The organism is Bradyrhizobium oligotrophicum S58 (genome assembly GCF_000344805.1).
Lineage (GTDB): Bacteria > Pseudomonadota > Alphaproteobacteria > Rhizobiales > Xanthobacteraceae > Bradyrhizobium > Bradyrhizobium oligotrophicum.
Window position 1 is genome coordinate 3,147,147 of sequence record NC_020453.1, and the last position, 25,525, is coordinate 3,172,671.

Here is a 25,525-nt window from a genome sequence, read left to right on the forward strand (position 1 = left end):
GTCATGATGCCAGCGCCAATGCCGGCGCGTCCACCGTGATTGGCTCGGCCATTGCGGCTTCGGCGCCAGCGAGCTGAAACCGCATGCCGTGCAGATTGATGGTGAGCGGAATGCCGCGGAAATCGTCGTGGAAGGCGCGGATGCGGCGCGTCATCTCGGCGGCGTCGATGTCGGCGGGCATGTCGCACATGGCGGCATACGACCGCCGGGTGCTTCTGATGCCGCTCCAATTGGCGGAGAGCGCCGGCAGCGGGCCGGCGTGGCAGGCGAGATCGTGCGACATCCGCCAGAACAAATAGGCGAGCCGCACGAACGTCATCTGCTCCAGGCCGCGAACATCCACGCCGCGGGGGATGTCGAACGTCTCGACGCCGACGATCGCGCCGCAGTCGACACGCGGTTCCATCACATGGGCCGTCGCGCCAAAGCTCGTCGCGCCGTCATACATCGCGAAATGCGCCGGTGCCCAGCCCGGATAGTCCGGCGAGGCCGGATGAAAATTGTAGGCGCCGTAACCGAGCGCCGGAAGGATGGCCGCAGGAACGATCACGCCGGTCGTGAAGGCAAGCAGGCGGGATCTGCCGAGCACGTCGCGCTCGATGGCTTCGAGGTCCTGCAGACTGACCGCGAAGCGAAACGCGAGTGCAGAATTGTGCGCCCTCAGGAGTTCGGTGAGCGCGAGCTGCTGGTCGCGGCTGCCGGTGAGAAGAATGATGGTGTCGAACATGATCGGCCCTTCGTTGGCGTCAGCGGCGGGAGGTCTGGATGTTGTCGCGGTGGCGTGCTGCCTCTGCGGCGGCCATCGCTTGAAACAGGTTGGCCGGCAGCTCCTGACCGGGAACGATCTCGAACACGGTGTTGTCCGCGCGGAAAGCGGCTTCCCGCGCGATACGGACCTCCGGCTGCCACGAACACAGCGAGAGCTCGAGGCGGGCGAAGCCGCCGCAATCCGCGACGAAGGCACTCGTCAGCCTCTCGATGCTGTCAGCTGTGGCGCGCGCGCCGCTGCTTTCGACGTCGCGCAGGATCACCGTGACGGCCTTGTCGGATTCCGCTTTGGAGCTGACGACGAGCAGCGACTCCAAAGCGCCGACGCGCCCCGCTCGCCTGGGTGATCGGACCACCGCGGCGAAGTCCGGATCTGGACCAAGGTCGGCATTCGCCGGCTTCAGGTTGTGGACGATGGTCGCGTTCCGGACGCCGGCTTCACCCGCAACGGCATGGTAGGAGCGGGGAAGCCAAACCGTGTCGAGCGCGATCTGGGACGTCACGGCGCTCCAGGCCTGATCGATCAGGTAGCCGTCCCAGACGTCCGGGCATGAGGAGGCGAGGTCGTGCCAGGTCGTCAGCACGGCCTCGGCAGCCTTCGAGCGGCCGAAATAGAGGGTGCGCGCCGACATCTCCCAACCGTTCCACTTGTGGACGGCAAGATCGCAGCCTGTCAGGCGAGGAATGTCCGGGGCGGACTGAAACATCACGTCCGCGTCGACATACAGCAGCGGCTCGCGGTGCCGCTGCCACATCCGCGCGATGAAGTCGGCCTTGTCTGCAGCGGTCAGCCGTCCACTGGAGTGACCATCGACCGCTTCGATGTCGAACGCGATCCCGAGCCGCTCGAGCGAGCGCCTGAGATGATAGGTGTGCAAGTCACCGACAGTCCTGGGATGGCACGACACGACACGCAATGCATCCGCCGCGGGCGCTGCGTCCGGCACATGCCAGTCGAGGCCACCCCACCATAATTCGTGCGGGCCGTCTGCCGATGCGCCGACGGTGCCGAATTCGGTCAGCTTCGATTTCAGGAAGTCGAAGGCGGGATTTTCGCCGAACGGGATCACGATTGCGTCGTAAGCCGTCAGCGCGTTGTAGAGCAACTCGGCACCTGCGCCCGTCGGCGGATCGATGACGATGATGGTACGCCCGCCACGAGGCGGAGCATCGCCGCTCCAGTGGACTATCGGGCCGAACGTCTGCGAGAGCCATTGCAGGCGACGTCCCTGTTGCCTGCCGAGCCTGATGCCGTCAGCGCGCAAGGCTCGCACCGGATCGTCGTCGAGGGCGTTCGAAACTTTCCGCGTCATGCCGGGTCCTCCTGCACTATAGAACGGACAATGGCGGCCAATCAGGCGCGTCGATCGCGGACTCATCGGTGGCGTTGCGCTCGCATGAGTGTGATTCCGGTCATCGGCACGGAACGCGCGTGTTTCGTTTCGCAATGTTGCCGGCGTGTTGCTCGAGGCAGTCGCAAACAATCAAGTTCGTGCCAGGACGTCCACCGGTTGGATGATGTGGGACCTGCCTGACAGTTATATATGGTCCATAGTCGTTGCCTCTGGTCCAGATCTTCGATTCCCTTGCTTCTGCCTGTGACGCGACATCGTATGATGCAGAACGTTACGTTCGAAACATCCAGCAACAAACAGAGGCGCAGAAGAAACGTTGCGTGTAGCTCGCATGCATTCATGGCGCTCGACACCGGGTGTCGACCGCTTCGCTTTTCATCGCTGTCAGCTACTACAACGTATGATCTCGCAAGATCAGGCGCACGACATCGCAAAAAATCGTCATGCGATTCAAAAAACGCGTCGGCGGCAACTGACAGAGTCGAAAAATGAGATAGTTTCGTCGAGGTGATTCGGAAAAAATTGCCGGGTGCGATGATCGCTCCGCGAGAGATTCTGGATTCGCACAACTGTCGTCTTTCTTGTGTCGCGGTGCGCTCCACGGATGTTGTTAGTAAGCGTTGCAGCTTGCGTTTTCTGATGAATTCGTCCTCTGGAATGAATCCCTGCCATGCCGACCATCGGCCTCTTCTCCTCCATGATCGCCGGCCGCCCGATCGACGTGCGGCAGATTTTGCCCGGTCCTAGGCAAAACATTCCACGTAAGCGTTTGAAAAATAACGCAAATACTCCGCCTGGTTCTTTCGGTCGCGCCGTTCAACGATCGGAAGCCGTCTGCGAACTGCGCCGTCGGCATTGCGGGTTGGAGATTCGGAAATGAGCTACGCGCTGGACGTCTGGGCCCCGGCCGATGGCGTATCTTCGAAAGAGCCGGCGTCACCGGACGTTGCGACGGTGCCGTGGAGCGAGTCGGCCAGCACCGTTCCGGACTCCGTGCCGAGCGACACCGCCGTCTTCGACGAGGACAAGGAGTTGCTCGACCGGTTGGCAACCGGGGAGGAGCTCGCATTTCGTCTGCTGGTCGAGCGTCATATCGATCGTGCCTATGCGATTGCGCTCCGCATCGTCGGCAATGCCGCTGACGCCGAGGACGTCGTTCAGGACACGATGCTGAAGGTCTGGACGCATCGCGGACGCTGGCAGCATGGTCGCGCCAAGTTCTCGACCTGGCTGTATCGTGTCGTCAGCAACCGCTGCATCGATATCCGCCGCAAGCCGCGTACCGAGAACGTCGATGTCGTGCCGGAAGTTGCCGACGGCAAGCCCGATGCCGCGAGCGTCATCGAACGTGCCGAGATGAACAATCTGCTGGAAGCTGCGATGCAGCGCCTCACGGAGCAGCAGCGCATCGCCGTGATCCTGTCGTATCACGAGAGCATGAGCAACGGTGAGATCGCCGACGTGATGGACACGACGGTGGCCGCTGTGGAGTCGCTGTTGAAGCGCGGACGCCAGCAGTTGCGCGACATGCTGCGGCGGCACGAGCGCGACATTCGCGGCGCCTTTACCGATTGCTAACTATAAAGTTCGCGTTGCATGAGAAATCCCGCCTGATCCTGGCAGGCGCTTCCGTTTGATCGATCAGACGGGGCTGATCCGCACCGTCAGTCCTTCCACGATCCGGCGTGTCCTGCCGATCACTCAGGAGTCCTCACCGTGCCCGCAATTTCCACCAACATCGCGGCCAACTCGGCCGTCCGTTATCTGAACATCAATTCAAGCCAGGAAACGAGCTCGCTCTCGAAGCTGTCGAGCGGTTCGCGGATCACCTCGGCCTCCGACGATGCCGCAGGTCTTGCGATCTCGACCCGCATCTCCTCCGACATCACCACGCTGCAGCAGGCCGCGACCAACGCCGCGCAGGCGACCTCGATCCTGCAGACCGCCGATGGCGGCGCCTCCAACATCAGCGACATCCTGGCCCGCATGAAGTCGCTGGCCTCCGAGTCGGCATCGGGCACCACGGTCGGCACCAGCCGCACCTACATCCAGTCGGAATTCTCGCAGCTGACCAGCGAAATCACGTCGATCGCGACCGGCACGCGCTATAGCGGCCAGAGCCTGCTTGACGGCACCAGCACCTTCTCGTCGGGCGTCTCGGTCCTGGTCGGCTCCTCCGCCTCCGACACCATCAACATCACGCTGTCCGACCTCACTGCGAGCACGCTCGGCGTCTCCTCGCTCGACGTCAGCACCCAGACCGGTGCGACCGCGGCCGTGACCGCGCTGGACACCGCGATCGACACGGTCTCGAAGGCCCGCGCCGACATCGGTGCGCAGGAATCGCGCTTCAACTTCTCGGCCGACTCGATCTCGACGCAGACGCAGAATCTGCAATCGGCCAACTCGGCGATCAAGGACGTGGACATCGCCTCGGAGCAGGCGAAGCTGTCGTCGGCCCAGGTCAAGACCCAGGCCGCCGTGTCGGCGGAAGCCGCCGCGAACCAGATCCCGCAGTACCTCTTGAAGCTGCTGGGCTGAGACGTGATCTGCCGGGCCGGCGCCGTGCCGGTCCGGCCTTTGTTTTGGAGGACGTCGACGAATGACCGTGAGCAGCGCGACCTCGAGCACGAGCAGCACGACATCGTCTTCCTCGTCCTCGTCGAGCTCGACGAACTCGCTCACCACGTCCGGAACGAGCACCACGAGCACGATCGACTGGACCGCATTGATCCAGTCGGCGGTGAATGCCAAGCTCACGGCGGCAACCCAGATCTCGACCAAGATCACGACGAACGAAGCCAAGATCACGGCCTATCAGACGCTGCAGACCGCGCTGAAGACGCTGTCGTCGGGATTGTCGTCGCTGGCGACGGCGATGGTGAATTCGCTCGCGACCAATGCTTTTGCAACGCGGGCAGCCACGATCAGCGCAACCGGCGACGTCAGCGCCTCATCGGCTCTGTCGATGTCGGTGAACAATGGCGCGGCGACCGGAAGCCACACGCTGACGATCAGCCAGGTCGCAACCGCACAGAAGGTGACCGGAACTGCGCAGTCGAGCCAGACCTCGGCGCTCGGCTATTCCGGCACGTTCTCGCTCGGCCTGTCCGGCGGCAGCACGGCCGACATCACGATCACCAGCGGCATGTCGCTGCAGGATGTCGTCGATTCCATCAACGCCCAGACCTCCACCACGAATGTCGAGGCCTCGATCGTCCAGGTGTCGAGCGGATCCTATCAGCTGGTGCTGACAGGCACGCAGGACGCGGCCGACATCACCTATGCGAGCTCGTCCGGCGACGACATCCTCAACAAGCTCGGGGTGACCGACAGCTCGGGAGCATTCGCCTCGGTGCTGCAGACGGCGCAGGCCGCGCAGTTCACCCTCGACGGCATCAGCCTGACCCGCAACACCAACGACATCACCGACGTGCTCAGCGGCGTCACCTTCGATCTGCTGCAGGCGACGCCGTCCGGAACGACGCTGAACATCAGCATCGGCACCGATACGAGCCAGATCTCGTCGGCGCTGCAGACCTTCGTCACCAACTACAATGCGTTCCGCGATGCCGTGATCGCGCAGCAGACCACCAACTCCGACGGGACGGCCTCGTCCAGCTCGGTGCTGTTCGGCGACGGCACCATGCGCGACATCATGAACACGCTTCAGGCCGTGCTCGGAACCTCCGTCGGCGGGCTGACGATGGCGGACCTCGGCCTGTCGTTCAACGAGAAGAACGAGCTCGCGCTCGATACGGGGACCTTGTCGACGATCCTCAGCACCAATCTGAGCGGTGTGACGACGCTGCTGTCGGCGCAGACGACGACATCGTCGAGCCAGCTCAGCGTCGTCAATACCGGCACGTCGCCGCAATCCTTCACGCTGGATCTCACGGTGGATTCGTCGGGCAGCCTGACGGCGGCTTCGGTCGGCGGCGACAGCTCGCTGTTCACCGTCAGCGGCAACACGATCGTCGGCAATTCCGGGACGATCTATGCCGGCATGGCTTTCACCTACACCGGCTCGACCTCGCAATCGATCACGGTGACCTCGACCCAGGGGCTCGCCACGCAGATCTACCAGATTGCGAAGACCGCCTCGTCCAGCACCGGCTCGCTGCAGACGCTGATCGACAGTCTGACGTCACAGGACGAGACGATGACGGCCAAGGTCAACGACATCAAGAGCTCGGCTGCGACGTTTCAGACCCAGCTCACGGCGCAATACGCCAAGTATCAGGCGGCGATCGAGAGCGCGAACAACACGCTGACCTATCTGAAAGCCCTTCTCAATTCGAGTTCGAGTAACTGATGACCCAGAGTTCGATGGCGCAATTTGCAAGTCAGGCCTATCGCGGCGCGGCCGTGGCGGTTCCGCCGCTACGCGCCGTGATCATGCTGCTCAACGGGGCGATGAGCTACCTGCAGAAATCCTTGCAGGCGCAGGAGGCGCGCCGCTTCGAGGAGGGGCACGCCCATCTGACCCGGGCAACAGCGATCCTGCGCGGATTGAGCCTGCACCTCGATTCCGTGCGTGGCGGAGCGGTCGCCGACCAGCTGTTCGGGACCTACAACGCCCTGATCGTGGCAGCGTTGCGGGCCTACGGCCGACCTCACATGCGGGAGAATTTCCAGCGGATCACCGAAAGCCTGTTGGAGTTGCGGGGGGCCTGGGAGGCCGTCGACGCGGCCGCACGGGGCGCGCGAACGACGGGTGATTCGGCCAACCGCCGGTAGTTTCGGTCGAATCGCGTGGCTGCTGCGGTGCGGAAATCTCGGGAAACCGATCAGAAATAGGCTGCATTGGCTCGCATGTTCGGTATCTCGTGCAGCGCTGGGTGCATACGCGTCCCGAAAATTACGGAGTTTGCCGCGTCTGGCCGCGATCGATCGTCATAATCGCCGATATCAATTTCGTTTGCGGGCTGAATGCTTTATGACGATCCTGGAAACGCTGGATTGAGCGGACGATGGACGTCAGGGAATTCGAGGATCTGATCGACCGGCTGGGTGAGGACATCTCGCAATGGCCGGCGGAGCAGCGTCAGGCGGCGACCGATCTGCTTGCGTCCTCTCCCGAAGCTGAGCGCTTGCTGTCGGAGGCTCGCCTCGTTCGCGAGGCGCTGTCGTCCCCGCCGGTTCGCGCACCGGCCGGCCTGGCCTCCCGCATCCTGGCTGCGGCCAACCGTTTGACCCCGGACGACGCGACAACCGCCTCGGCTGACGCCCACCAGCCCGGCTGAGCCCTAGCCGGGGCCGTGCTCCCGCCGGCTGGATCTGAGCGGCTGGGCGTCGAAACCCGATCACGGCTGTCATCTCCTAAAATCGTCGAACTCGTCTGCGCACGAAACCATCGCGCGCGGGAGCAATGACGCGAGCCGTGACGACTCGATCGTTGCCGCCGGTCTGAAGCGGTCACGCCGCCCATGTTCTCTGCTGGTCTCGTCCTGTCCATAGCGGGGCGCGCCGCCAGGCCGCGCTGCCGATGCAGATCGGTGCCTCGGACCAGGCGATTTTTGCCGCCTCTGCCTAACTGCGTGGCGGCAAATTCTGCCGTCGGATCAACTAATTCGACCGACTAATTGTGCGCCTGGATTCGGCGCTCCGGCCGTTTGATCAGCAAACGCCTTCACGACCGCGTGGTCGTGCTGTGTCCCGCCGATGTTCGCGGCGAGAGCCGGAGTTTCTGCCATGAACGTTTCCGCTGCGAGTTCGTCGACCGCGACCACCTCATCTACCTCATCATCCAGCGATACGTCGCGCACGACGCTCAGCTCGAGCGACTTTCTGACGCTGCTGGTGAGCGAGCTGCAGAACCAGGATCCGCTCAACGCGACGAGCGTGACCGACTTCATCAACCAGATGACGTCGTACGCAAACTACACCTCGCAGCAATCGCTCAATACCAGCATGACTTCGCTTGCCAGCTCGTTCTCCAGCCTGGTGACGCTCAACTCGGTCAACTACATCGGCCATACCGTCGAGGCCAAGACGGACACCGCCGTCCTGTCCAACGGCTCGGCGACGTTCGGCTATTCGCTCTCGTCGGCCGCGTCGAACGTCTCGATCTCGATCAAGGACTCCTCCGGAAGCACGGTCTGGACCGGAACCGGCACCGGCAACAAGGGCTCCAATTCGATCACCTGGGACGGCAAGGATTCGAGCGGCAATCAGCTCAGCGACGGCGGCCAGTACACGATCTCGGTCACCGCGACGGACTCCGCCGGAAATTCGGTTCTCAACTACACGACGATCACCGGGACTGTCACCGGCATCGACACCTCGACCAGCACGCCCTCGCTCACCGTTGGCGGCGTTCCGGTCAGCGCCAGCAACATCATCGGCGTCACCTCCTGACGATTTCATTCGGAGTACAATCATGAGTCTTTCTGGGGCCCTTTCATCGGCGATCTCGGCGCTCAACGCGCAGAGCTCGTCGCTCGCCATGATCAGCGACAACATTTCCAATGCCGACACGACCGGATACAAGACCACATCCGGAATGTTCGAGCAGCTGGTGACGGCGTCGAGCAGCTCGAAGGCCTATTCGTCCGGCGGCGTGTCGGTCTCCGGCCGGTCCAACATCACCCAGCAGGGACTGCTGGCGACCACGACGAATGCGACGGACGTCGCCATCCAGGGCTCCGGCTTCTTCGTCGCCACCAACTCGACCTCGGCAGGCGGCGAGACCTTCTATACCCGCAATGGTGCCTTCACGACCGACAATGCCGGCTACCTCGAGAACAACGGCTATTATATCGAGGGATGGCGCACCGATGCGAGCGGCAATGTCGTCGGCAACGGGCTCGAATCGATCAATACCAAGGTCGCGCTGACCAATGGCGGGGCGACCACCAAGACGTCGCTGGCGGCCAACCTGCCGGCCGATGCTGCAAGCGGGGATACGTTCAGCAGCTCGATGACGGTGTACGATTCGCTCGGCCAGTCGCACACGCTCAACGTCACCTGGACCAAGTCGGCGACGGCGAACGAATGGACCGCCGATGTCGCGCCGGCCACGGCTTCGGACGGGACCGTGACGAGCGGCACCTATACGATTGATTTCAACTCGGACGGCTCCCTCAGCACGGTCTCCTCGACCAATCTCGGCATCACCTGGAACAACGGCGCGGCGGCGAGCTCGATCGCGCTCAGCTTCGGCACGACGGGCGGCGGCACTGATGGTCTGACCCAGCTGTCGTCCGGCAGCACGACGCCGAGCGTTTCCAATTTCAGCGCCAATTCCGACGGCATCTCGTTCGGCACGCTGAGCAGCATTTCGGTCGGCAAGAACGGCCTCGTCGAGGCGACCTATTCCAACGGCCAGACCGTCCCGATCTACAAGATCGCGGTGGCGACGTTCTCCGATCCCAATGGTCTCGTGGCACATAGCAGCGGCATGTACACGTCGACGGCGACGTCGGGCAACGCGACCCTGCAGGCATCCGGCGAGAATGGTGCGGGAACCATCTACGGCAGCGAATTGGAGTCGAGCACGACCGACACCACGGGCCAGTTCAGCAACATGATCTCGGCCCAGCAGGCCTATTCGGCGGCGTCGCAGGTGGTCTCGGCCGTCAACAAGATGTACGACACCCTGATCTCGTCGATGAGGTGATCATGGCCGACCTGAAGAGGGAGCGGCTCGGCGAGGGCGAGGCGCTGTTGAAGAAGCTGCGTCGGTTGAGACTGCGCGCCGCGACCGCCGGCAAGGATGACCGCGCGCAGCTGTTGGCCCTGATGGACGACATCGAAACGGTACGGCGAAAGCTGCTGCGCGAATGTGCGCTGCTCGACGAGGAACTGAAGGTCGCGGCCGTCAGGGTGACGGCGGCGAACACCTATGCCCGCGTCGCGCAGACCAGCCGCCGGCCGCAGCGTGAACATTGAGAGTGGGAGCGACAGGATGAAACACGCAAGCCAGGCCGATCGACGGCCCGCAAGCGAGGACGAGGTGCGGACCTTGATCGCGCTGATCGACGAGCTGATCGCGGTGGTCTCGGAAGAGAATGTGGAGCTCGCCAAGGGGCTGCCGGCCTCGCGCTCGAAACAGCTCGACGACAAGAACCGGCTGGCCGGGCTGTTCGAGCAGCGGGTCGCCGAATGCGCCAGGCAGACGGCAAGCCTCGACGTGCGCGACCGCGTCCTGCGCGAGCAGCTCATGGAGCACATCCTCAACCTGCGTGGCGCGATGGACGAGAACCTCGTGCGATTGCGGGCCGCGATCGAAGCCAGCAATCGCCGCATCGAAGCGGTCATGCAGGCCATCCGCGAGCAGATCGCCAATGCCTCGCCCTATGGCGCCGGCGGGCGTCGCACCGCGCGTGCGACCTCTTGCGGAACCAATGTCAGGGCATGATGGCCACCCAGCAGCGGGAGTAGGGCGATGTCGCTCGATATAGCACGGCTGGTCGCCTTCAGCGGCATCTCGACCACGGAGCTGCAGATCAGCGTGGCGTCGTCGAACATCTCGAACGCCGACACGAAGGGGTATACGCAGAAGACGGCCAACCAGGTCACGAACGTGACCGGGGGAATTGGAACCGGCGTTTCCATTACCGGCATTTCGAGCAATGTCGACAAGCTGTTGCTGAAATCGCTGATCGGAGCCAATTCCGAGCTCGGCGCGGCCGACACCACGAACAACTACCTGACCCAGCTGCAGCAGCTGTTCGGCAGCGCGTCCACGTCCGGCACCTCGACGACGGGAACGTCGCTGGCAAATTCGCTGGCATCGCTGGAGTCCGCCTTGTCGTCGCTGGCGAGCTCGCCCAGCAGCGTATCGCTGCAATCGGCCGTCGTCAGCGCGCTGGATGATTTCGCAAGCCAGCTGCGCAGCACGTCGAGCGGTGTGCAGACGTTGCGGGCCAACGCCGACAAGGACATCGCGTCGTCGGTCCAGAGCGCCAACGACGACCTGCAGCAGATCGCCGATCTCAATGTCGAGATCCGCAAGATGGCGGCGTCCGGCCAGTCGACGGCGGACCTCGAGGACGAACGCAATTCGGCGCTGCAGGATCTGTCGTCCTATATGAACGTCAGCTACTACACGGCGTCGAACGGCGACCTCCAGGTCTACACCTCGTCGGGCAGGGCGCTCGTCGACAGCTCGGCCCACACGCTGAGCTATACGGCCTCGGCGAATGTCTCGGCGGCGTCGAGCTACGCGTCGGGCGGCTTCAGCGGCATCATGGTCGACGGCCTCGATGTCACGTCCCAGATCACGTCGGGCAAGATCGGCTCGCTGGTCACGTTGCGGGACGAGACCCTGCCGGCCGCGCAGACCCAGCTCGACCAGTTGGCCTCGCAGCTGAAATCGGCGCTGAATTCGATCACCAATGATGCGTCGGCCGTTCCACCTCCGACCACCCTGACCGGAACGGCAAGCGTCAGCAGCACGACGGCGCTGTCGGCGTCCGGAACGGTCCGCATCGCCGTGGCTGACCAGAGCGGCAATCTCGTTTCGTACCAGGATCTCGATCTGTCGTCCTACGCGACGGTGGGCGATCTGGTCACGGCGCTCAACGGCATCTCCGGGGTCTCCGCTTCGATCGATTCCAGCGGACACCTGTCGATCAGCGCCACGTCGTCGTCGAACGGCATCGCGATCAACGACATGACCAGCGCGATCGGCGGCAGCGGCTTCTCCGACTATTTCGGCATGAATGATCTCGTCACCGGGACGAGCGCCGCCAATTTCGCCGTCAACAGCAGCATTCTGAGCGGCGCTGCCGGCCTGCCGACCGGCACGCTCGACGGCTCCGCGACCTTGACGACCGGCAGCCAGGTGCTGACGGCCGGCTCGGCGACGGTCATCAATGCGCTCATCGACAAGCTGACCGGCTCGACCAGCTTCGCCTCGGCCGGAGGCCTGAGCGCAACGACCGGCTCGTTTGCCGACTATGCCGCGGCGATCGTCGCCAATGTGGCCAGCAAGGCTTCGCAGGCCTCGACCGCCTACACCGCGAAATCGACGGCCCAGTCGAGCTATGCCAGCTCGCTGTCCTCGCAATCGGGCGTCAACCTCGACGAGGAGACGGCGCGGCTGAGCGCCCTGCAGAACAAATACGCCGCCGCCTCGCAGCTGATCTCCGTGGTCAACAGCATGTTCTCGTCGTTGCTCACTGCCGTGCAATCGACCTAGTCTGGAGCGGATGTCATGACGATGCGGATCGCGACCTTTGCGAACTCCGACCAGATGATCACGAGCGCGCTGCGAACGCAGGCGACCATGGCCAATCTTCAGGTGCAGGAGGCCTCGGGACTGAAGACCGAGTATCTCGCCGGTTACGGCGCCGACACCCAGCACGTCGTCAATCTGCAGGTGTCGGTCACGCGGGCGCAGTCCCATATCGATGCCGCGACCCTGGCCGACAGCAAGGTGCAGGTCATGTATTCTGCCGTGGGGCAGGTGTCGGACATCGTCAGCCAGCTGCGCACGGCCTTGAGCGCCGCGAGCTCGGGCAGCAGCACGGGAACCACGTCCGCAATCAGCACCGCGCAGCAGTTGCTGCAGCAGATGTCGGGCATTCTGAACACCCAGTATGACGGGCAATACCTGTTCGGCGGCGGGCGGACCGCGACGGCGGCGGTCGACACGTCGAGCTTCGCCTCCGGCGCGGGATCGCTGACCACGACGGATGCCAGCTACTATCAAGGCGACAGCGAGCTTGCCTCGGTCCGGGTCTCCGATGGCCAATCCGTCACCTATGGCGTCACCGCCGACAACTCGGCCTTTGAGGAGGTCATGCGTGTCCTGAAGTTCGTCGCCAACAGCTCGACCCTGTCCGGAACCGACATCACCTCCGCGCTGACGCTTGCCGATCAGGCGGTGGACGATGTCGCCACGGTGCAGGCGAAGCTTTCCGATGCGGCGTCCCGGATCGAGAGTGCCAAATCGCAGCAGACCGATTACAAGAGCTATGCCGAGAGCCTGGCGACCGACCTGACCAGCGTCGACGTCGCCGCGGTCACGGCGCAATTGTCGACTTATCAGGCCCAGCTCACGGCGAGCTATACCGCCATCTCTAAGATCCAGAGCTTGAATCTGGCAAGCTATCTGCGGTGATCCTCGGCCCTTCACCTCGCGGGGCAGGGCGGCCACGCCGACATGTCGGGCCAGCATTGACGCTTCCGGCCAGGGCTGCAGGGAACCCGCTCGCGTTCAATTGAAACCATGGGCCGCCCCGGAGGTTTGTTGACGGGCAACTCGTCGGGCGGACCTCTCATGGATCAAGCAACTCAGCCTCGAACGATCGGTCATGGCGCGCGGCCGGTTGCGGATAATGTCTGGATCGTCGACGCCGGCCGGATCAAGGCCGCCGGCCTGCCGCTTCCGATCCGCATGACCGTGATCCGCCTGTCCAGCGGCGACTTGCTGCTGCATTCGCCGACGCGCTTCTCGCATGCGCTGCGGGAGGAGTTGGAACAGCTCGGGCCGATCAAATATCTGCTCGCCCCCAACGTGGCGCACTGGATGTTCCTGCCGGACTGGCAGGCGGCACTGCCGAATGCGCGGGTCTATGCGGCGCCCGGCCTGGCGGAACGCCAGCAGGTCCGCCGCAGCGGTCTGCGCATCGATCGCGAGCTGACCGATGTCACGCCCGACGAATGGTCCGAAGATATCCAGCTCGTGCTTCTTGCCGCCCCTCTGTTCACTGAGATCGAGCTGTTCCATAAACCCAGCCGGACGCTGATCCTGACCGACCTGGTGCAGAACCTGGCACCGGAAGGTCTGGGCATCGTGTCGCGCACGGCCGCGAATCTGCTCGGGATCACCGCGCCTGATGGCAAGGCGCCGACCTATCTGCGGATGCTGCTGCGGCTCGGAGGCCGTGCCGTCCGGCTCGCGGCGGCACGGTTGATCGCGCTGGCGCCCGAGCGCGTCATCTTTGCCCATGGCCGATGGTTCGATACCGGCGGCACTCAGCAGCTGCGCCGCTCGCTCGGCTGGTTGCTGGACTCCGCGCCCGAGGCGCGGCGGCTGATGCGTGACTTGAAGGGAACACGCGTCGTGATTACCGGCGCCTCCAGCGGCATTGGCCGTGCAACGGCGCTCGCCCTTGCACGGGAGGGGGCGACGGTCGTCCTGGCAGCCCGCCGCGAGGCCGTCCTCCGCGACGTTGCCGCCGCATGCGAGACGCTCGGCGGGCGCGCCATCGCCGTCCGCACCGATGTCACCGACTCCGAAGCGGTCAAGCATCTGGCTGAGCAGGCGGTGCAGACCTTCGGCGGTGTCGATGTCTGGATCAACAATGCCGGAACCGGCGTATTCGGCGCCTATCAGGATGCCGACATGGCGCTCCACCGCAAGACCATCGAGGTCAACCTGCTGGGTACGATGAACGGCGCCTACGCCGCGTTGCCGATCTTTCTTCAGCAGCGGCGCGGCACGCTGATCAACAACATCTCGCTCGGCGGCTGGGCGCCGACGCCGTTCGCGGCGGCCTATACGGCCAGCAAATTCGGTCTGCGCGGCTTCTCGGCGAGCCTGCGCCAGGAGCTTGCCGCGCACAAGGACATCCATGTCTGCAGCGTGTTTCCCGCGATGGTCGACACGCCCGGCTTCGTGCATGGCGCCAACATGTCGGGCCGCAATCTCGATCCGGGACCGTTGTTGTATCGTCCCGAGGACGTCGCCGAGACGTTCGTGCAACTGATCCATGCACCCCGCGACGAGGTTGCGGTCGGCTGGCCGGCGCGGCTCGGCCAGATCTCCTATGCCCTGGCGCGCCGGCCGACCGAACGCCTCATAAGCACGGCCTGCCGTTTTCTGTTGTCGCGCGCCAAGGGGGCGCCGCGCACCACGGGTGCCGTGCTGGCGCCGATCGCTGCAGGCACTGCGGTGAGCGGCGGCTGGCTCGGGCGCAAGAAGCTGCCGCCGGCAGGCCAGCTCAGCAAGATTGGACTCGCAGTCGGGCTCGGAGGTGTCGCCTTGCTCGCTCTCGCGCGGGCACGCCGGCCAGCGCGGCCGCCTCGCCCGCGCAGCACTCGCTGATCCCCGGGGGGCGTCATGCTCGGCAAGCTCGATTGGTCGGCAATCCCGTTCGGCCAGCCCATCCCGCTGGTCGCCGCAGGCCTTGTGCTGGTCGCTATTCTCGGCGTCCTCGTTTGGGTGTCCGCGAAAGGCCATCTCCCTTATCTCTGGCGTGAATGGATCACGAGCGTCGATCACAAGCGGATCGGCGTGATGTACATGCTGCTCGCCTTCGTCATGCTGCTGCGCGGCGGCACCGACGCGATCATGATGCGGACGCAGCAGGCGGTGGCGTTTCATTCCAACGGCTATCTGCCTCCGGAGCATTACAACCAGATCTTCTCCGCGCACGGCACCATCATGATCTTCTTCGTGGCGATGCCGTTCGTGATCGGGCTGATGAATCTCGTCGTGCCGCTGCAGCTCGGAGTGCGAGACGTCGCATTTCCGACGCTGAACTCGGTCGGGTTCTGGCTCACCGCGACCGGCGCACTGCTGGTCAACGTCTCGCTCGTCGTCGGCGAGTTCGCCCGCACCGGCTGGCTGCCGTTCCCGCCCTTGTCCGAGCTGACCTACTCGCCGGGAGTCGGCGTGGACTATTATATCTGGGCGCTCGAGATCTCCGGCGTCGGGACGCTGGTCAGCGGCATCAACCTGGTCACCACCGTGCTGAAGCTGCGTACCAGGGGCATGAGCTATCTGCGCATGCCGATGTTCTGCTGGACGACGCTGGCGTCGAACCTGCTGATCGTCGCGGCGTTCCCGATCTTGACCGCAACGCTGACGATGCTGATGCTCGATCGTTATTTCGGCTTCCACTTCTTCACCAACGAAGCCGGCGGCAACATGATGATGTTCATGAACCTGATCTGGGCCTGGGGGCATCCCGAGGTCTACATCCTGGTTCTGCCGGCATTCGGCATCTATTCCGAGGTTGTCGCGACGTTCTCCAGCAAATCGCTGTTCGGCTATCGCTCGATGGTGCTGGCGACGATGGCGATCTGCGTCATCTCCTTCATGGTCTGGCTGCATCATTTCTTCACGATGGGAGCGGGGCCCAATGTGAACGCGATCTTCGGCATCGCCAGCATGATCATCGCGGTGCCCACGGGCGTGAAGATCTATAATTGGCTGTTCACGATGTATGGCGGCCGGGTGCGCTTCACCACGCCGATGCTGTGGTCGGTCGGGTTCATGATCACCTTCATGATCGGCGGGCTGACGGGTGTGCTGGTCGCTGTGCCGCCGGCGGATTTCCTCCTGCACAACAGCCTGTTCCTCGTCGCCCACTTCCACAACGTCATCATCGGCGGTGTGCTGTTCGGCGTGTTCGCGGGCGTCACCTACTGGTTTCCCAAGGCGTTCGGCTTCCGCCTGTACGAGAGCTGGGGCAAGGCCGCATTCTGGTTCACCTTGATCGGCTTCTACGTCACCTTCATGCCGCTTTATGTCGTCGGGCTGCTCGGCATGACCCGGCGGATGCAGCACTACGATGTCGCCGAATGGCGTCCCTGGCTGGCGGCTGCGACGTTTGGAACGGCTCTGCTCGCGATCGGCGTCATTCTCCAGATCCTCCAGCTCGTCTTCAGCATCCGGGATCGCGAGCTCCTGCGTGACACCACCGGTGATCCCTGGGACGGCCGCTCGCTCGAATGGGCCACGTCCTCTCCGCCGCCGGTTTTCAACTTCGCGGTGCTGCCGAATGTGACGGGGCAGGATGCGTATTGGGAGATCAAGGAAAACGCCAAAAACCAGCAGCTCCACAGGCAGGAAAAGGACTATCAGGACATCGAGCTGCCAAGGAATTCCCCCACGGGATTCGTCTGCGCGTTCTTCGCCACCATCATGGGCTTCGCGTTGATCTGGCATATCTGGTGGATGGTCGCGCTCGGCGCAATGGGAGCGTTGGCGACATTCGTGGTGTTCGCCTGGCGTGATCACGATGAATATGTGATCTCTGCGGCCGAGGTGGCGCGGATCGATCACGGCATCATCGACGCGCGGCAGGGAGTCTCCCCGGCGGCGGGCGATGCCTGAGTAAAGCCGGTGCGGGCGGACGCGCCGCTCGCACCGGTCCTCATCTCCTGATCACCAGCGGTGATGTGTGCGGATGATGCCGTGGCCGTGGCGATGTCCGTGCCAGCCGTGATTGTGACCCCAGCCGGGACCGCGATAGTAGCCGTAGCTGTGGCGCCACGGCCGCGGGCCGTATGAATAGCCGTAGCTGCGATAGACGCGGCGTGGGGCGTAGCCATAGCCGTAACCGCCGTAATACGGCCGATACGCGTAGGCCGGAGTGTAGCCGCCATAATAGCCGTAGGGCCGGCCGGCGTAGCCGTAGCCGCCGTAATAGGGCGAGTAGCCGCCGTAATAACCGGGTGCGGCGATGGCCGACCCGATCACGGCGCCGGCCAACAGGCCCGCGCCGATCGCGGCGCCGCCGCCCCAACCCCCATGCCAGCCGCCATAGCGGATCTGCACCGCATGCGAGGTCTCGGCGCTCGGCTTGGCCGCTGCCGACAACGCGGTCAGCGGCGCTGCGGATGCTGATTGCAGCGTGGACAATGAGATCGCGCCGGCGAAGACAAGTGTCGCGGCGGCTTTGAGAGTGACCATCCTGAATCTCCCGTTGATGGAGGGGTTCGGCTCAACCGGGCAGGATGACCTTCGTTGCAGTTGTCGCAGAGGACGTATTGTCGCGCGCCCTTGGTATGAAGCAGCGGTCGATGCCGGAGTTCCGGCATCGACCTTGTCGTGCATCACGGGCAGGACCGGCGCATGCCGTCATTGGCGAGATAGGTGCCGGAGCCCGGGTCGTAGGAGCGGAAACGCTGGGCGCAATAGGCCTGGGCGTTGGCTGCCTCGGCGCGGCTGTTGGCGATCGCGCCGCCGATGATCGCGCCGGCGGCGAGGCCGCCGAGGGCGGCTGCTCCCGGACCGTAGCCGTGGCGATGGCCGTAATGTCCGTAGTGACCGTGACGGTGACCATAGCCGCCGCGTCCGTAGCGATACTGCACCTGCTGCAGCTCCGTCGCATTCTGTGTGGCTGCCATCGGCGCCGCCTGTTTCGTCTGCAGCGGGGCGGCTGCGAGAGGCGAGGCGGCCGCGAGCGTCATCGTGCCGATGGTGGCGACCGTCAAGAATTTGCGCAGATCCATCTGCGTGCTCCTTTTTGCTTCGTTGGCGATGCGGGGCAACGGATCGCCATCGTTGTCCGTTCCGCGCCGCGAAGGAGCATGTCGGTGGCACAAGGTCGCAGCGGCCTGTCGAGATGAGGCCGCTGGTTTCGTTGCGCATGCCGGGCGGGCTCGATGCGCCTTGGCCGCCACGGAACCGCGACCTCGGCCATCAACTAATCGATCAGCGCATCGAGCAGCGCATCCGGACATTCCGCCATCATCGTATGTCCTGCGCCGGGCAGGACCGTCGTGCGCGATGACGCGATCGCGGCCGCGAGCGCCTTGCCGGCTTTCACCGGCGTCATCATGTCCTTCTCGCCGAGCACCAGTCGGGTCGGCACCTTGACCTTGGCCGCCGACGCCAGCGCATCCTGATAGTTGTTGCAGGCGGAGAGATCGTTGAACAGCACGCCCGGCGCGCAGCGCTCCAAGGTCGCCTGCGCGCCGCCATGCATCCACAGCCCAGGCGCGCGGCTGCCGCCGAGCTCGGCCGCGAAACCGAGACCCCAGATCGAGACCATGTCGATCGCGCTGTGATCGTTGGCTTCAGCGGCCTTCAACAGATCAGGCCCGACCGTCATCGTCGCTGCCGCGCCGATCAGGCTCAGCGCCGAGACGTGATCTGGGTGGCGCGCGGCGGCGTCGAGCGCGATCAGCGAGCCCATCGAATGGCCGATCAGATGCGCGGGCCTGGCATTGACGGCGTTCAAGAGCGCGGCGATCCAGTCGGCCATCTCGGCGATGGTCGGCAGCGCCGGTCCGGCCGAGCGGCCATGGCCGGGCAGATCGGGCGCCAGCACCGCAAAGCCGTGATGGGCGAACCATCGGCTGTGCAGCGCCCACACTGAATGGTCGAAGCCCGCGCCATGCACGAACACGGCGGCGGGGAGGGAGGGGTCGAAGTCGCGGCCGCCGGTGGCGACGAAGACTTGGCGGTCTCTGATGGACAGCTGCATGGCTCACACCTTCTGCGACGCGCGCAGCGCCTGTCCGAGATCGTCGATGATGTCGCTTGCCGCCTCGATGCCGACCGACAGCCGGATCAGCTCCTCGCCGATGCCGGCCGCCGCAAGCTGCGCTGCGTCCATCTGCTGATGCGTGGTCGAGGCGGGATGGATGACCAGCGTCTTGGCGTCGCCGACATTGGCGAGATGGCTGATCAGCTTCAGGCTCTCGATGAACTTGCGGCCCGCGGGCCGTCCGCCCTTGATGCCGAAGGAGATGATCGAACCGGCGCCGCGTGGCAAAAGCTCCTTGGCGAGCGCATGGTCCGGATGGCTCTCCAGCGCGGGATGCAGCACCCAGTCGACCGCCTTGTTGGCGCTGAGCGCCTCCAGCACCGCGCGCGTGTTCGCGACGTGCCGCTCCATGCGCAAATGCAGCGTCTCGACGCCCTGCAGCAGGTGGAACGCATTGGTCGGCGACAGGCAGGCGCCGAAGTCGCGCAGGCCTTCGGTGCGCGCGCGCATGATGAAGGCGGCCGGACCGAACTGCTCATCGAAGACGATGCCATGATAGCCGGCATAGGGCTCGGTGAGCACAGGGAATTTGCCGGAGCCACGCCAGTCGAACCGGCCGCCATCGATGATGGCGCCACCAATCGCGATGCCGTGGCCGCCGAGCCACTTGGTGACCGAGTGCATCACGATGTCGGCGCCCTGCGCGATCGGCTGGCTCAGATAGGGCGTGGCAAACGTGTTGTCGATCAGCAGCGGTACGCCGGCCCCATGTGCGATCGCTGCGACCTTGGGGATGTCCAACACTTCGAGACCGGGATTGCCCAGGGTCTCGCCGATCAGCAGCCGCGTGTTCGGCTTGATCGCGGCGCGGAAGCCGTCGTGGTCCCTGGGCTTGACGAAGCTCGTGGTGATGCCGAAGCGCGGCAAGGTGTGCGCGAGCAGATTGATGGTGCCGCCGTAGAGCGACGACGACGCAACGATGTGATCGCCGGCATTGAGCAAGGTGGCGATGGCGAGATGCAGCGCGGCCTGGCCACTCGCGGTGCAGACGGCGCCGACGCCACCTTCGAGCGCGGCCAGCCGCTCTTCGAGCACGGACGTGGTCGGGTTCGAGATGCGGGTGTAGATGTGGCCGGCACGTTCAAGGTTGAACAAAGCGGCGGCGTGCTCGGTGTCGTCGAACACATAGGACGTAGTCTGATAGATCGGCACCGCGCGGGCGCCGGTCGCGGGATCCGGGTGCTGGCCGGCATGCAGGCTCAGCGTTTCGAAGGCGGGCGGTTTCGGCGGCGGCATGCGGGTCAACTCCCTTCGGGCGGATCACGTCTTCTGCCACAGATTTCTCTGGTCGTCAGGGCGCGGGGCGCGCCTTGAAGGATGGCCGCGAGCACCGGATCATACGACCGTCCCCTCATCGTCCTCCGTCCGTCGGGGCGGCGCGATCACGCCGCCCCTGGGCCCCTTGAATTCGTCAGCCCCCGAAGCTCTTCGGGAACAGGCCGGATGCGGCGATCTTGGCCACGGCGAGACGCGGGCTCGGCTTCTCGCGCTCCTTCAGCATCGCCGGCAGCTTGTCGCCATCGCCCTTGCGACCGACGGCGATCGCGATCTCGACGGCAAAATCATCTGGCACGCCCAGTGCCGTCTGCGCGGCCGCCACGTCGAAGCCGCTCATGCCATGGGTCGCCCAGCCGGAGATCGCAGCCTGGTTGGCGAAATTGGCCCACGCGGCACCGGCGTCGAAGGAATGCGTGCGCGTCGGCGCCGGCTCGGTCTTGCCGGCCGGGATGAAGGTCTTCTTCGACAGCACATAGACGAGCGCTGCGGCATGCTGGGCCCAGCCGCGGTTGAACTCGACCAGCGGCGCCAGGAAGGTGTCGAATTCGGCCGAGCCGCGCAGCGCGTAGAGGAAGCGCCACGGCTGGGAATTGTAGGAGGAGGGGGCCCAGCGTGCCGCCTCGATGAAGGTGAGCAGCTCCTTCTCAGGAAGCGCCTCGTCGCTGAAGCCGCGCGGCGACCAGCGATCGACGAACAGGCGGTGCGCCGGATGCTCGGTGGTGCGGTCGGTCGGCGGCAGAAGATGGGCAGTCACGGTGGTCTCCTTCGTTCAGGCTCGTCGTCGGCCTCGTGCCCGGCTTCGTTGCAGAGCACAATCCTCGGCTTCTCTGTGGCTCACGGCGCCTTCGGAGTCCAGATCGCCAACGCAGATGTGTCCAGCTTCGCCGGCAGCACGCGCTCGGCGAGGAAGGCGTCGGCGATCTTCTGCTGCTCCGACAGGCCGGCAGCCGTGACCGCGCCGACCTGATAGGAGCGGTGGCTGTTGGCCTCCTCGACGGTGGCGGCATCGATGCCCCAGAGGGCGGCGAGCTGGCTCGCCGCCGCGGCTGGATTGGCCTTCACCCATCTGCCGGTCTCGACGAGCTTGCTGTAGATGACGTTGAGCGCGTCGCCATGCTTGGCGGCATAGTCGGCCGAAGCGAGGTAGTAGCGCTTGTAGCTGGCGAGCCCCTCGCTGCCGTCGGCGAGCACGCGCGCGCCCGACTGACGGATGGTGCTGGAAAGGAAGGGATCCCACGCCACCCAGGCCTCGACATTGTTGCTGACGAAGGCGGTGCGGCCGTCCGCCGGCGGCAGATAGGCCGGCGTGATGTCCTTGAAGGTGAGCCCGGCCTTGGCGAGAGCTGCGAGCAGCAGATAGTGGCTACCGGCGCCCTTGGTCACCGCGATCTTCCTGCCTTTCAGATCGGCCAATGCCTTGAGCGGAGAGGACGTCGCGACCAGGATCGCCTGCGCGGACGGCGAGGCCGCCTCCTCGGCGACATAAGCGAGCTTGGCGCCGGCGGCCTGCGCGAACACCGGGACGGTGTCGGCGACATCGGCGCCGAAATCGATGCTGCCGATGTTGATCGCTTCCAAGAGCGGCAGGCCGCTGGAGAATTCGTGCCAGGAGATCTTGATGTCCAATGGCGCGAGCACCTTTTCCAGCTCGCCGTTGGTCTTGAGCAGCGCGATCAAAGTGGAGGATTTCTGGTAGCCGATGCGCAGGGTCTCGGCCGCTTCGGCGCGGGAGGCCGCAAGCGCGCCGAGCAGGGCTGCGGCCGTCACCATCAGGCCGCGACGGCTGAGCATCGAGGGGCGCGAACGGCGAGTGAAGCCGCTGAAGGATGATGTCATTCGAAGTTCTCCCAAGGCCGATGGAGGCAATTCTGGTTGGATCATTCGCAGGATCGGTTGTCCTGCGCAATTTTGCAGATCAGCTTGGACGGAGACGAAAATTCCTCATTCGGGGCGGCCTCGAGAAATCTGTTTCGTGCGGAGGGGCATTCGACCGGGCAGCCGCCCCTGGGCTCGCGACGCGCCGGGCGCCCGAGATATGCTTGCCTTTCGTCCCCCTTCGGAAGGAGAGGGCACAGGGAAGGCCGGGTATCGACCGATACCCATGGCCCGCCTGCAGAAAAAATGCAGGCGGCAGGAACCACAGGCTCAGCCGGATATCCGGCCTTCCCTGTGCGATGGGCTTACGGCTTATACGCGATCTCCCCGGTGCGCCGTGCTTTCTGGCCACCGTCATCTGCGCGAAGCGAGCTTCGTCGCAAACTTGATACTAGCGTCGGAGTATCAGGACCACGCGATTTCGCCGTCCGGCTCCCATCGTTCGTCCGCGCGCTTGACGCACGCTGCGACGAGAACCGGCCATCGCATCCCACACCAACGTTTCGTGACGTTCGCGAAAGCGCCCCTCGATCGGGCGGGATGGGGAGATACAATCATGAATTCTGAAAAAAAGAAAGTGAAATATTTTTCGCGACGGGACTGGACAGGGCAAATCAGCTTGAGAAAGCTGGGGAAGTTCGGATTTTGGCGCAGGCGGCCGCGCGCCCGGCGGGATCAGAACGTGCGCATCCTACCTGTCGACGATGTATGAAAAGATCGTGTCACGCGAAGCCCGACCGCCTAGCTTCTCGACCGCGCACTCTTCCGCAGCGTGCCTGCCTTCTCCAGATACGCACAAAACATGTCCGCCATCGCGTCGGCATAGGCCGTGATGTCGGCCCGGCTGCGCGGGGTTTCCGAGAAGTGCTTGCCGACCTGGCTGAGCGTCGTCTTGATCAGCTCGGCGGCACGCGCGCGCTCGGTCTCTCCGGCTTCGGGCAGCACCTCGCGCATGAACGCCAGCATGGCGCGGCGGCCGCTCGCCTTGGCCTGAATGGCCTCCGGCGCGTCGCGATAGAGCGGGGCGGCATCGTCCAGCGCGCCGCGCACCGCGGCCTCGTCGCATTCCGATTGCAGGAAGGCGTGGACCAGCGCGCGCAAACGTTCGAAGGGCGGGCGGCGTCTGTCCTCGAGGATGCCGTGCAGGAGGCGCGTCGTCTGCTGCCACTCGTCGCTCTGCAGCCGGAACAGGATCGCCGCCTTGTTCGGGAAGTACTGATACAGCGAGCCGACGCTGACGCCGGCCTTCTCGGCGACCCGTGCGGTGGTGAAACGCTGCGCGCCCTCCTTCTCCAGAACCTGAACAGCCGCTTGCAGAATGGCCGCGACGAGGTCGGTCGAGCGCGCCTGTTGCGGCTGTTTTCGTGCGGAAATCGGGGCTTTTCGACGCGGCGCCATCAGGTGTTCCGAAATGCGATTAGCGAATGCGAATGATTATTCGTATTTTGGCTCGGACGCAACGACACGTCCCAAACGACACGTCCCATGAGCACCGGAGACTCCCATGATCACCTTGACCACCCAACCGCTGGCACCACTGCTGGATCGCCTGCTCGCCGAGGCGGCGCTGGCGCGCCCGGAGTCGAACCCGATATTCGCAGGGATGGCCGAACGGGCCAGCGAATTGATGCGCAGCAAGTCCGGCCACATCGAGCTCTACACGCAATTGAGGGACTATCCGCTTCCTGTCTCGCGTGAGACCGGCGTGCTGCTCTACATGCTGGCGCGCCGCTTCGAGGCGCGCGCCATCATCGAGTTCGGCACGTCGTTCGGCATCTCGACGCTCTTCCTAGCTGCAGCGCTGCGCGACAATGGCGGCGGCCGGCTCATCACCACCGAGTTCGAGCCGTCCAAGATTGCGCGCGCGCGCAAGCATCTGGCGGAGGGCGGTCTTGCCGATCTCGTCGAGATCCGCGAAGGCGATGCGCTGCAGACGCTGAACGCGGATCTGCCCGACGCAATCGGCCTGGTCCTGCTCGACGGCGCCAAGCCGCTGTATCGCGACGTTCTCGCGCTGCTGGAGAGCCGCCTCAGCCCGGGCGCATTCATCGTCGCCGACAACGCCGACGACAGCCCCGAATATCTCGCTTACGTCCGTTCGCCTGATAACGGCTATCTCTCGGTGCCGTTCGGCGACGACGTCGAGCTGTCGATGCGGATCGGACGACTCCCGTAGCTCGCATGAGCGCCAGCGACATGCGGGTTCGGCACCGGCGTGAGAGCGCGGCGGCGGGAAGACTGTCCCCGCATATCGCCGCCGCTGGCGCCGAGAGGCGCCCGCGACGGCTCATGCGGGCTACGAGACCGCGCCTCGACTGCGCTCATCTGCACACATGGTCGAAAGCGGCGGGGAGTTGACGGGCGGGCGGCGATTGGCCAGGAGGAGAGTCCCGTCATCATGCGCGACCGAGCCTGCATGCCTCGCATCCTCCTGATCAATCCGAACAGCTCCGCCGCAACTACCGCGATGATGGTGTCCATTGCGGCCGCCTGCTGTGCCGGCCGGGCGGAGGTGTTCGGCGCGACCGCGACGCGGGCGCCGGCCATGATCGTCGATGCCGAGGCGCTCGCGGCGTCGGCGGCGGAGGTCGTCGAGATCGGCCGCGCGCATCGCGATCTCTGCGATGGCATCATCGTCGCTGCGTTCGGCGATCCCGGTGCGGAGGAGCTTCTCAGCCTGTGCCCGCTACCGGTGGTGGGCATTGGCGAGGCGGCAATGCGCGAGGCCGCGCAAAGCGGACGCCGCTTCGGCGTCGCCACCGTGACGCCGGCGCTGGTCGCGAGCATCGCGGGTCTGGCAGACAGGCTCGGGCTGACCGCACAGTTCACCGGGACGCGGCTGACCGAGGGCGATCCCACGGCACTCGCCGCCGATCCGGCAAGGCTGGCTGCTGCGCTTGCGGAAGCCACCCGCGCTTCGGCCGCGGAGGACGGCGCGGAGGCCGTCATCATCGGCGGCGGGCCGCTCGCCCAGTCCGCCGATCAGCTGCAGTCGCAATTCGCCGTGCCGATCATCAAGCCGATCGCGGCGGCGATGTCGCAACTGCTGCAGCGGCTTTCCGCCTGAGCCAC

Annotated in this window: 25 protein-coding genes; 16 read left to right on the forward strand and 9 right to left on the reverse strand. The window is 64.8% G+C overall.

Going from position 1 to position 25,525, the window contains the following annotated elements; translation table 11 throughout:
- Position 1: 1 nt before the first annotated feature.
- Together S58_RS13710 and S58_RS13715 are read right to left on the reverse strand one after the other, a co-directional pair.
- Entirely contained in the window at positions 2-727 is a 726-nt protein-coding gene (locus S58_RS13710) for a formyltransferase family protein (RefSeq protein ID WP_015665923.1), read from the reverse strand.
- Between the two features lie 19 nt (positions 728-746).
- Positions 747-2,081 (reverse strand): hypothetical protein, encoded by a 1,335-nt coding sequence (locus S58_RS13715; RefSeq protein WP_015665924.1) that lies wholly within the window; start codon positions 2,079-2,081, stop codon positions 747-749.
- Positions 2,082-2,793: 712 nt separating this feature from the next.
- Here S58_RS13715 and S58_RS38140 point away from each other — a divergent pair.
- From S58_RS38140 to cyoB, 14 genes are all read left to right on the forward strand, one after another.
- Positions 2,794-3,003: a hypothetical protein gene (locus S58_RS38140; RefSeq protein ID WP_160167597.1), complete on the forward strand. Its 210-nt coding sequence runs from the start codon at positions 2,794-2,796 to the stop codon at positions 3,001-3,003.
- Positions 3,000-3,701, forward strand: a complete 702-nt coding sequence (locus S58_RS13720) for an RNA polymerase sigma factor (protein WP_015665925.1) — start codon at positions 3,000-3,002, stop codon at positions 3,699-3,701. The genes S58_RS38140 and S58_RS13720 overlap by 4 nt, the downstream gene beginning before the upstream one ends.
- Before the next feature lie 138 nt (positions 3,702-3,839).
- Positions 3,840-4,664, forward strand: coding sequence for a flagellin (locus S58_RS13725; protein ID WP_015665926.1), 825 nt, complete (start codon positions 3,840-3,842; stop codon positions 4,662-4,664).
- Positions 4,665-4,725: 61 nt separating this feature from the next.
- The gene (gene fliD, locus S58_RS13730; protein ID WP_150112232.1) at positions 4,726-6,438 is read left to right on the forward strand and encodes a flagellar filament capping protein FliD; all 1,713 of its coding nucleotides are present in this window, start codon (positions 4,726-4,728) and stop codon (positions 6,436-6,438) included.
- Positions 6,438-6,863: a flagellar export chaperone FliS gene (locus tag S58_RS13735; RefSeq protein WP_015665928.1), complete on the forward strand. Its 426-nt coding sequence runs from the start codon at positions 6,438-6,440 to the stop codon at positions 6,861-6,863. Before fliD ends, S58_RS13735 begins: the two co-directional genes overlap by 1 nt.
- Before the next feature lie 233 nt (positions 6,864-7,096).
- Positions 7,097-7,369: a hypothetical protein gene (locus S58_RS13740; RefSeq protein ID WP_015665929.1), complete on the forward strand. Its 273-nt coding sequence runs from the start codon at positions 7,097-7,099 to the stop codon at positions 7,367-7,369.
- A 448-nt stretch (positions 7,370-7,817) separates the two neighbouring features.
- Positions 7,818-8,483: a flagellar hook assembly protein FlgD gene (locus tag S58_RS13745; protein WP_042339430.1), complete on the forward strand. Its 666-nt coding sequence runs from the start codon at positions 7,818-7,820 to the stop codon at positions 8,481-8,483.
- 22 nt (positions 8,484-8,505) lie between these two features.
- A complete protein-coding gene (flgE, locus tag S58_RS13750; RefSeq protein ID WP_015665932.1) occupies positions 8,506-9,744 on the forward strand; it encodes a flagellar hook protein FlgE in 1,239 nt (412 codons plus the stop codon).
- A gap of 2 nt (positions 9,745-9,746) precedes the next feature.
- Positions 9,747-10,016, forward strand: a complete 270-nt coding sequence (locus S58_RS13755) for a hypothetical protein (RefSeq protein ID WP_015665933.1) — start codon at positions 9,747-9,749, stop codon at positions 10,014-10,016.
- 16 nt (positions 10,017-10,032) lie between these two features.
- Entirely contained in the window at positions 10,033-10,485 is a 453-nt protein-coding gene (locus S58_RS13760; RefSeq protein WP_015665934.1) for a hypothetical protein, read from the forward strand.
- 27 nt (positions 10,486-10,512) lie between these two features.
- Complete coding sequence (gene flgK, locus S58_RS13765) at positions 10,513-12,270, forward strand: flagellar hook-associated protein FlgK (RefSeq protein WP_015665935.1); 1,758 nt, start codon at positions 10,513-10,515, stop codon at positions 12,268-12,270.
- 15 nt (positions 12,271-12,285) lie between these two features.
- Entirely contained in the window at positions 12,286-13,194 is a 909-nt protein-coding gene (locus S58_RS13770) for a flagellin (RefSeq protein WP_015665936.1), read from the forward strand.
- A 159-nt stretch (positions 13,195-13,353) separates the two neighbouring features.
- Entirely contained in the window at positions 13,354-15,123 is a 1,770-nt protein-coding gene (locus S58_RS13775) for an SDR family oxidoreductase (protein WP_015665937.1), read from the forward strand.
- A gap of 15 nt (positions 15,124-15,138) precedes the next feature.
- A complete protein-coding gene (cyoB, locus tag S58_RS13780) occupies positions 15,139-17,139 on the forward strand; it encodes a cytochrome o ubiquinol oxidase subunit I (protein ID WP_015665938.1) in 2,001 nt (666 codons plus the stop codon).
- 51 nt (positions 17,140-17,190) lie between these two features.
- Here the strand turns inward: cyoB and S58_RS13785 are convergent, their stop codons facing one another.
- From S58_RS13785 to S58_RS13815, 7 genes are all read right to left on the reverse strand, one after another.
- The gene (locus tag S58_RS13785; RefSeq protein WP_015665939.1) at positions 17,191-17,718 is read right to left on the reverse strand and encodes a hypothetical protein; all 528 of its coding nucleotides are present in this window, start codon (positions 17,716-17,718) and stop codon (positions 17,191-17,193) included.
- A 143-nt stretch (positions 17,719-17,861) separates the two neighbouring features.
- On the reverse strand, positions 17,862-18,260 hold the full coding sequence (locus tag S58_RS13790; protein ID WP_015665940.1) for a BA14K family protein: 399 nt from the start codon (positions 18,258-18,260) through the stop codon (positions 17,862-17,864).
- Between the two features lie 194 nt (positions 18,261-18,454).
- Positions 18,455-19,237: an alpha/beta fold hydrolase gene (locus S58_RS13795; protein ID WP_015665941.1), complete on the reverse strand. Its 783-nt coding sequence runs from the start codon at positions 19,235-19,237 to the stop codon at positions 18,455-18,457.
- 3 nt (positions 19,238-19,240) lie between these two features.
- Positions 19,241-20,536 (reverse strand): O-acetylhomoserine aminocarboxypropyltransferase, encoded by a 1,296-nt coding sequence (locus S58_RS13800; protein ID WP_015665942.1) that lies wholly within the window; start codon positions 20,534-20,536, stop codon positions 19,241-19,243.
- A 175-nt stretch (positions 20,537-20,711) separates the two neighbouring features.
- Positions 20,712-21,332, reverse strand: a complete 621-nt coding sequence (locus S58_RS13805) for a nitroreductase family protein (RefSeq protein WP_015665943.1) — start codon at positions 21,330-21,332, stop codon at positions 20,712-20,714.
- A gap of 80 nt (positions 21,333-21,412) precedes the next feature.
- A complete protein-coding gene (locus S58_RS13810; protein ID WP_015665944.1) occupies positions 21,413-22,369 on the reverse strand; it encodes an aliphatic sulfonate ABC transporter substrate-binding protein in 957 nt (318 codons plus the stop codon).
- A gap of 825 nt (positions 22,370-23,194) precedes the next feature.
- On the reverse strand, positions 23,195-23,851 hold the full coding sequence (locus S58_RS13815; protein ID WP_015665945.1) for a TetR family transcriptional regulator: 657 nt from the start codon (positions 23,849-23,851) through the stop codon (positions 23,195-23,197).
- 106 nt (positions 23,852-23,957) lie between these two features.
- On the opposite strand from S58_RS13815, the gene S58_RS13820 reads away from it, so the two are divergent.
- Together S58_RS13820 and S58_RS13825 are read left to right on the forward strand one after the other, a co-directional pair.
- Positions 23,958-24,629, forward strand: a complete 672-nt coding sequence (locus S58_RS13820; protein ID WP_015665946.1) for an O-methyltransferase — start codon at positions 23,958-23,960, stop codon at positions 24,627-24,629.
- Between the two features lie 240 nt (positions 24,630-24,869).
- Positions 24,870-25,520 carry an aspartate/glutamate racemase family protein gene (locus tag S58_RS13825; protein ID WP_042339435.1) on the forward strand — a complete coding sequence of 217 codons (651 nt, stop codon included), beginning with the start codon at positions 24,870-24,872 and terminating at the stop codon, positions 25,518-25,520.
- Positions 25,521-25,525 lie beyond the last annotated feature (5 nt).

What these genes read in the sequence shown, in the direction of transcription:
- flgE (WP_015665932.1), top strand. Translation starts at nt 8,506, where the DNA reads ATGAGTCTTTCTGGGGCCCTTTCATCGGCGATCTCGGCGCTCAACGCG.
- S58_RS38140 (WP_160167597.1), top strand. Translation starts at nt 2,794, where the DNA reads ATGCCGACCATCGGCCTCTTCTCCTCCATGATCGCCGGCCGCCCGATC.
- S58_RS13785 (WP_015665939.1), bottom strand. Translation starts at nt 17,718, where the DNA reads ATGGTCACTCTCAAAGCCGCCGCGACACTTGTCTTCGCCGGCGCGATC.
- S58_RS13790 (WP_015665940.1), bottom strand. Translation starts at nt 18,260, where the DNA reads ATGGATCTGCGCAAATTCTTGACGGTCGCCACCATCGGCACGATGACG.
- S58_RS13795 (WP_015665941.1), bottom strand. Translation starts at nt 19,237, where the DNA reads ATGCAGCTGTCCATCAGAGACCGCCAAGTCTTCGTCGCCACCGGCGGC.
- flgK (WP_015665935.1), top strand. Translation starts at nt 10,513, where the DNA reads ATGTCGCTCGATATAGCACGGCTGGTCGCCTTCAGCGGCATCTCGACC.
- S58_RS13775 (WP_015665937.1), top strand. Translation starts at nt 13,354, where the DNA reads ATGGATCAAGCAACTCAGCCTCGAACGATCGGTCATGGCGCGCGGCCG.
- S58_RS13740 (WP_015665929.1), top strand. Translation starts at nt 7,097, where the DNA reads ATGGACGTCAGGGAATTCGAGGATCTGATCGACCGGCTGGGTGAGGAC.
- S58_RS13710 (WP_015665923.1), bottom strand. Translation starts at nt 727, where the DNA reads ATGTTCGACACCATCATTCTTCTCACCGGCAGCCGCGACCAGCAGCTC.
- S58_RS13720 (WP_015665925.1), top strand. Translation starts at nt 3,000, where the DNA reads ATGAGCTACGCGCTGGACGTCTGGGCCCCGGCCGATGGCGTATCTTCG.
- S58_RS13770 (WP_015665936.1), top strand. Translation starts at nt 12,286, where the DNA reads ATGACGATGCGGATCGCGACCTTTGCGAACTCCGACCAGATGATCACG.
- S58_RS13820 (WP_015665946.1), top strand. Translation starts at nt 23,958, where the DNA reads ATGATCACCTTGACCACCCAACCGCTGGCACCACTGCTGGATCGCCTG.
- S58_RS13715 (WP_015665924.1), bottom strand. Translation starts at nt 2,081, where the DNA reads ATGACGCGGAAAGTTTCGAACGCCCTCGACGACGATCCGGTGCGAGCC.
- S58_RS13745 (WP_042339430.1), top strand. Translation starts at nt 7,818, where the DNA reads ATGAACGTTTCCGCTGCGAGTTCGTCGACCGCGACCACCTCATCTACC.
- S58_RS13735 (WP_015665928.1), top strand. Translation starts at nt 6,438, where the DNA reads ATGACCCAGAGTTCGATGGCGCAATTTGCAAGTCAGGCCTATCGCGGC.
- S58_RS13825 (WP_042339435.1), top strand. Translation starts at nt 24,870, where the DNA reads ATGCCTCGCATCCTCCTGATCAATCCGAACAGCTCCGCCGCAACTACC.
- S58_RS13760 (WP_015665934.1), top strand. Translation starts at nt 10,033, where the DNA reads ATGAAACACGCAAGCCAGGCCGATCGACGGCCCGCAAGCGAGGACGAG.
- S58_RS13815 (WP_015665945.1), bottom strand. Translation starts at nt 23,851, where the DNA reads ATGGCGCCGCGTCGAAAAGCCCCGATTTCCGCACGAAAACAGCCGCAA.
- S58_RS13810 (WP_015665944.1), bottom strand. Translation starts at nt 22,369, where the DNA reads ATGCTCAGCCGTCGCGGCCTGATGGTGACGGCCGCAGCCCTGCTCGGC.
- cyoB (WP_015665938.1), top strand. Translation starts at nt 15,139, where the DNA reads ATGCTCGGCAAGCTCGATTGGTCGGCAATCCCGTTCGGCCAGCCCATC.
- fliD (WP_150112232.1), top strand. Translation starts at nt 4,726, where the DNA reads ATGACCGTGAGCAGCGCGACCTCGAGCACGAGCAGCACGACATCGTCT.
- S58_RS13800 (WP_015665942.1), bottom strand. Translation starts at nt 20,536, where the DNA reads ATGCCGCCGCCGAAACCGCCCGCCTTCGAAACGCTGAGCCTGCATGCC.
- S58_RS13755 (WP_015665933.1), top strand. Translation starts at nt 9,747, where the DNA reads ATGGCCGACCTGAAGAGGGAGCGGCTCGGCGAGGGCGAGGCGCTGTTG.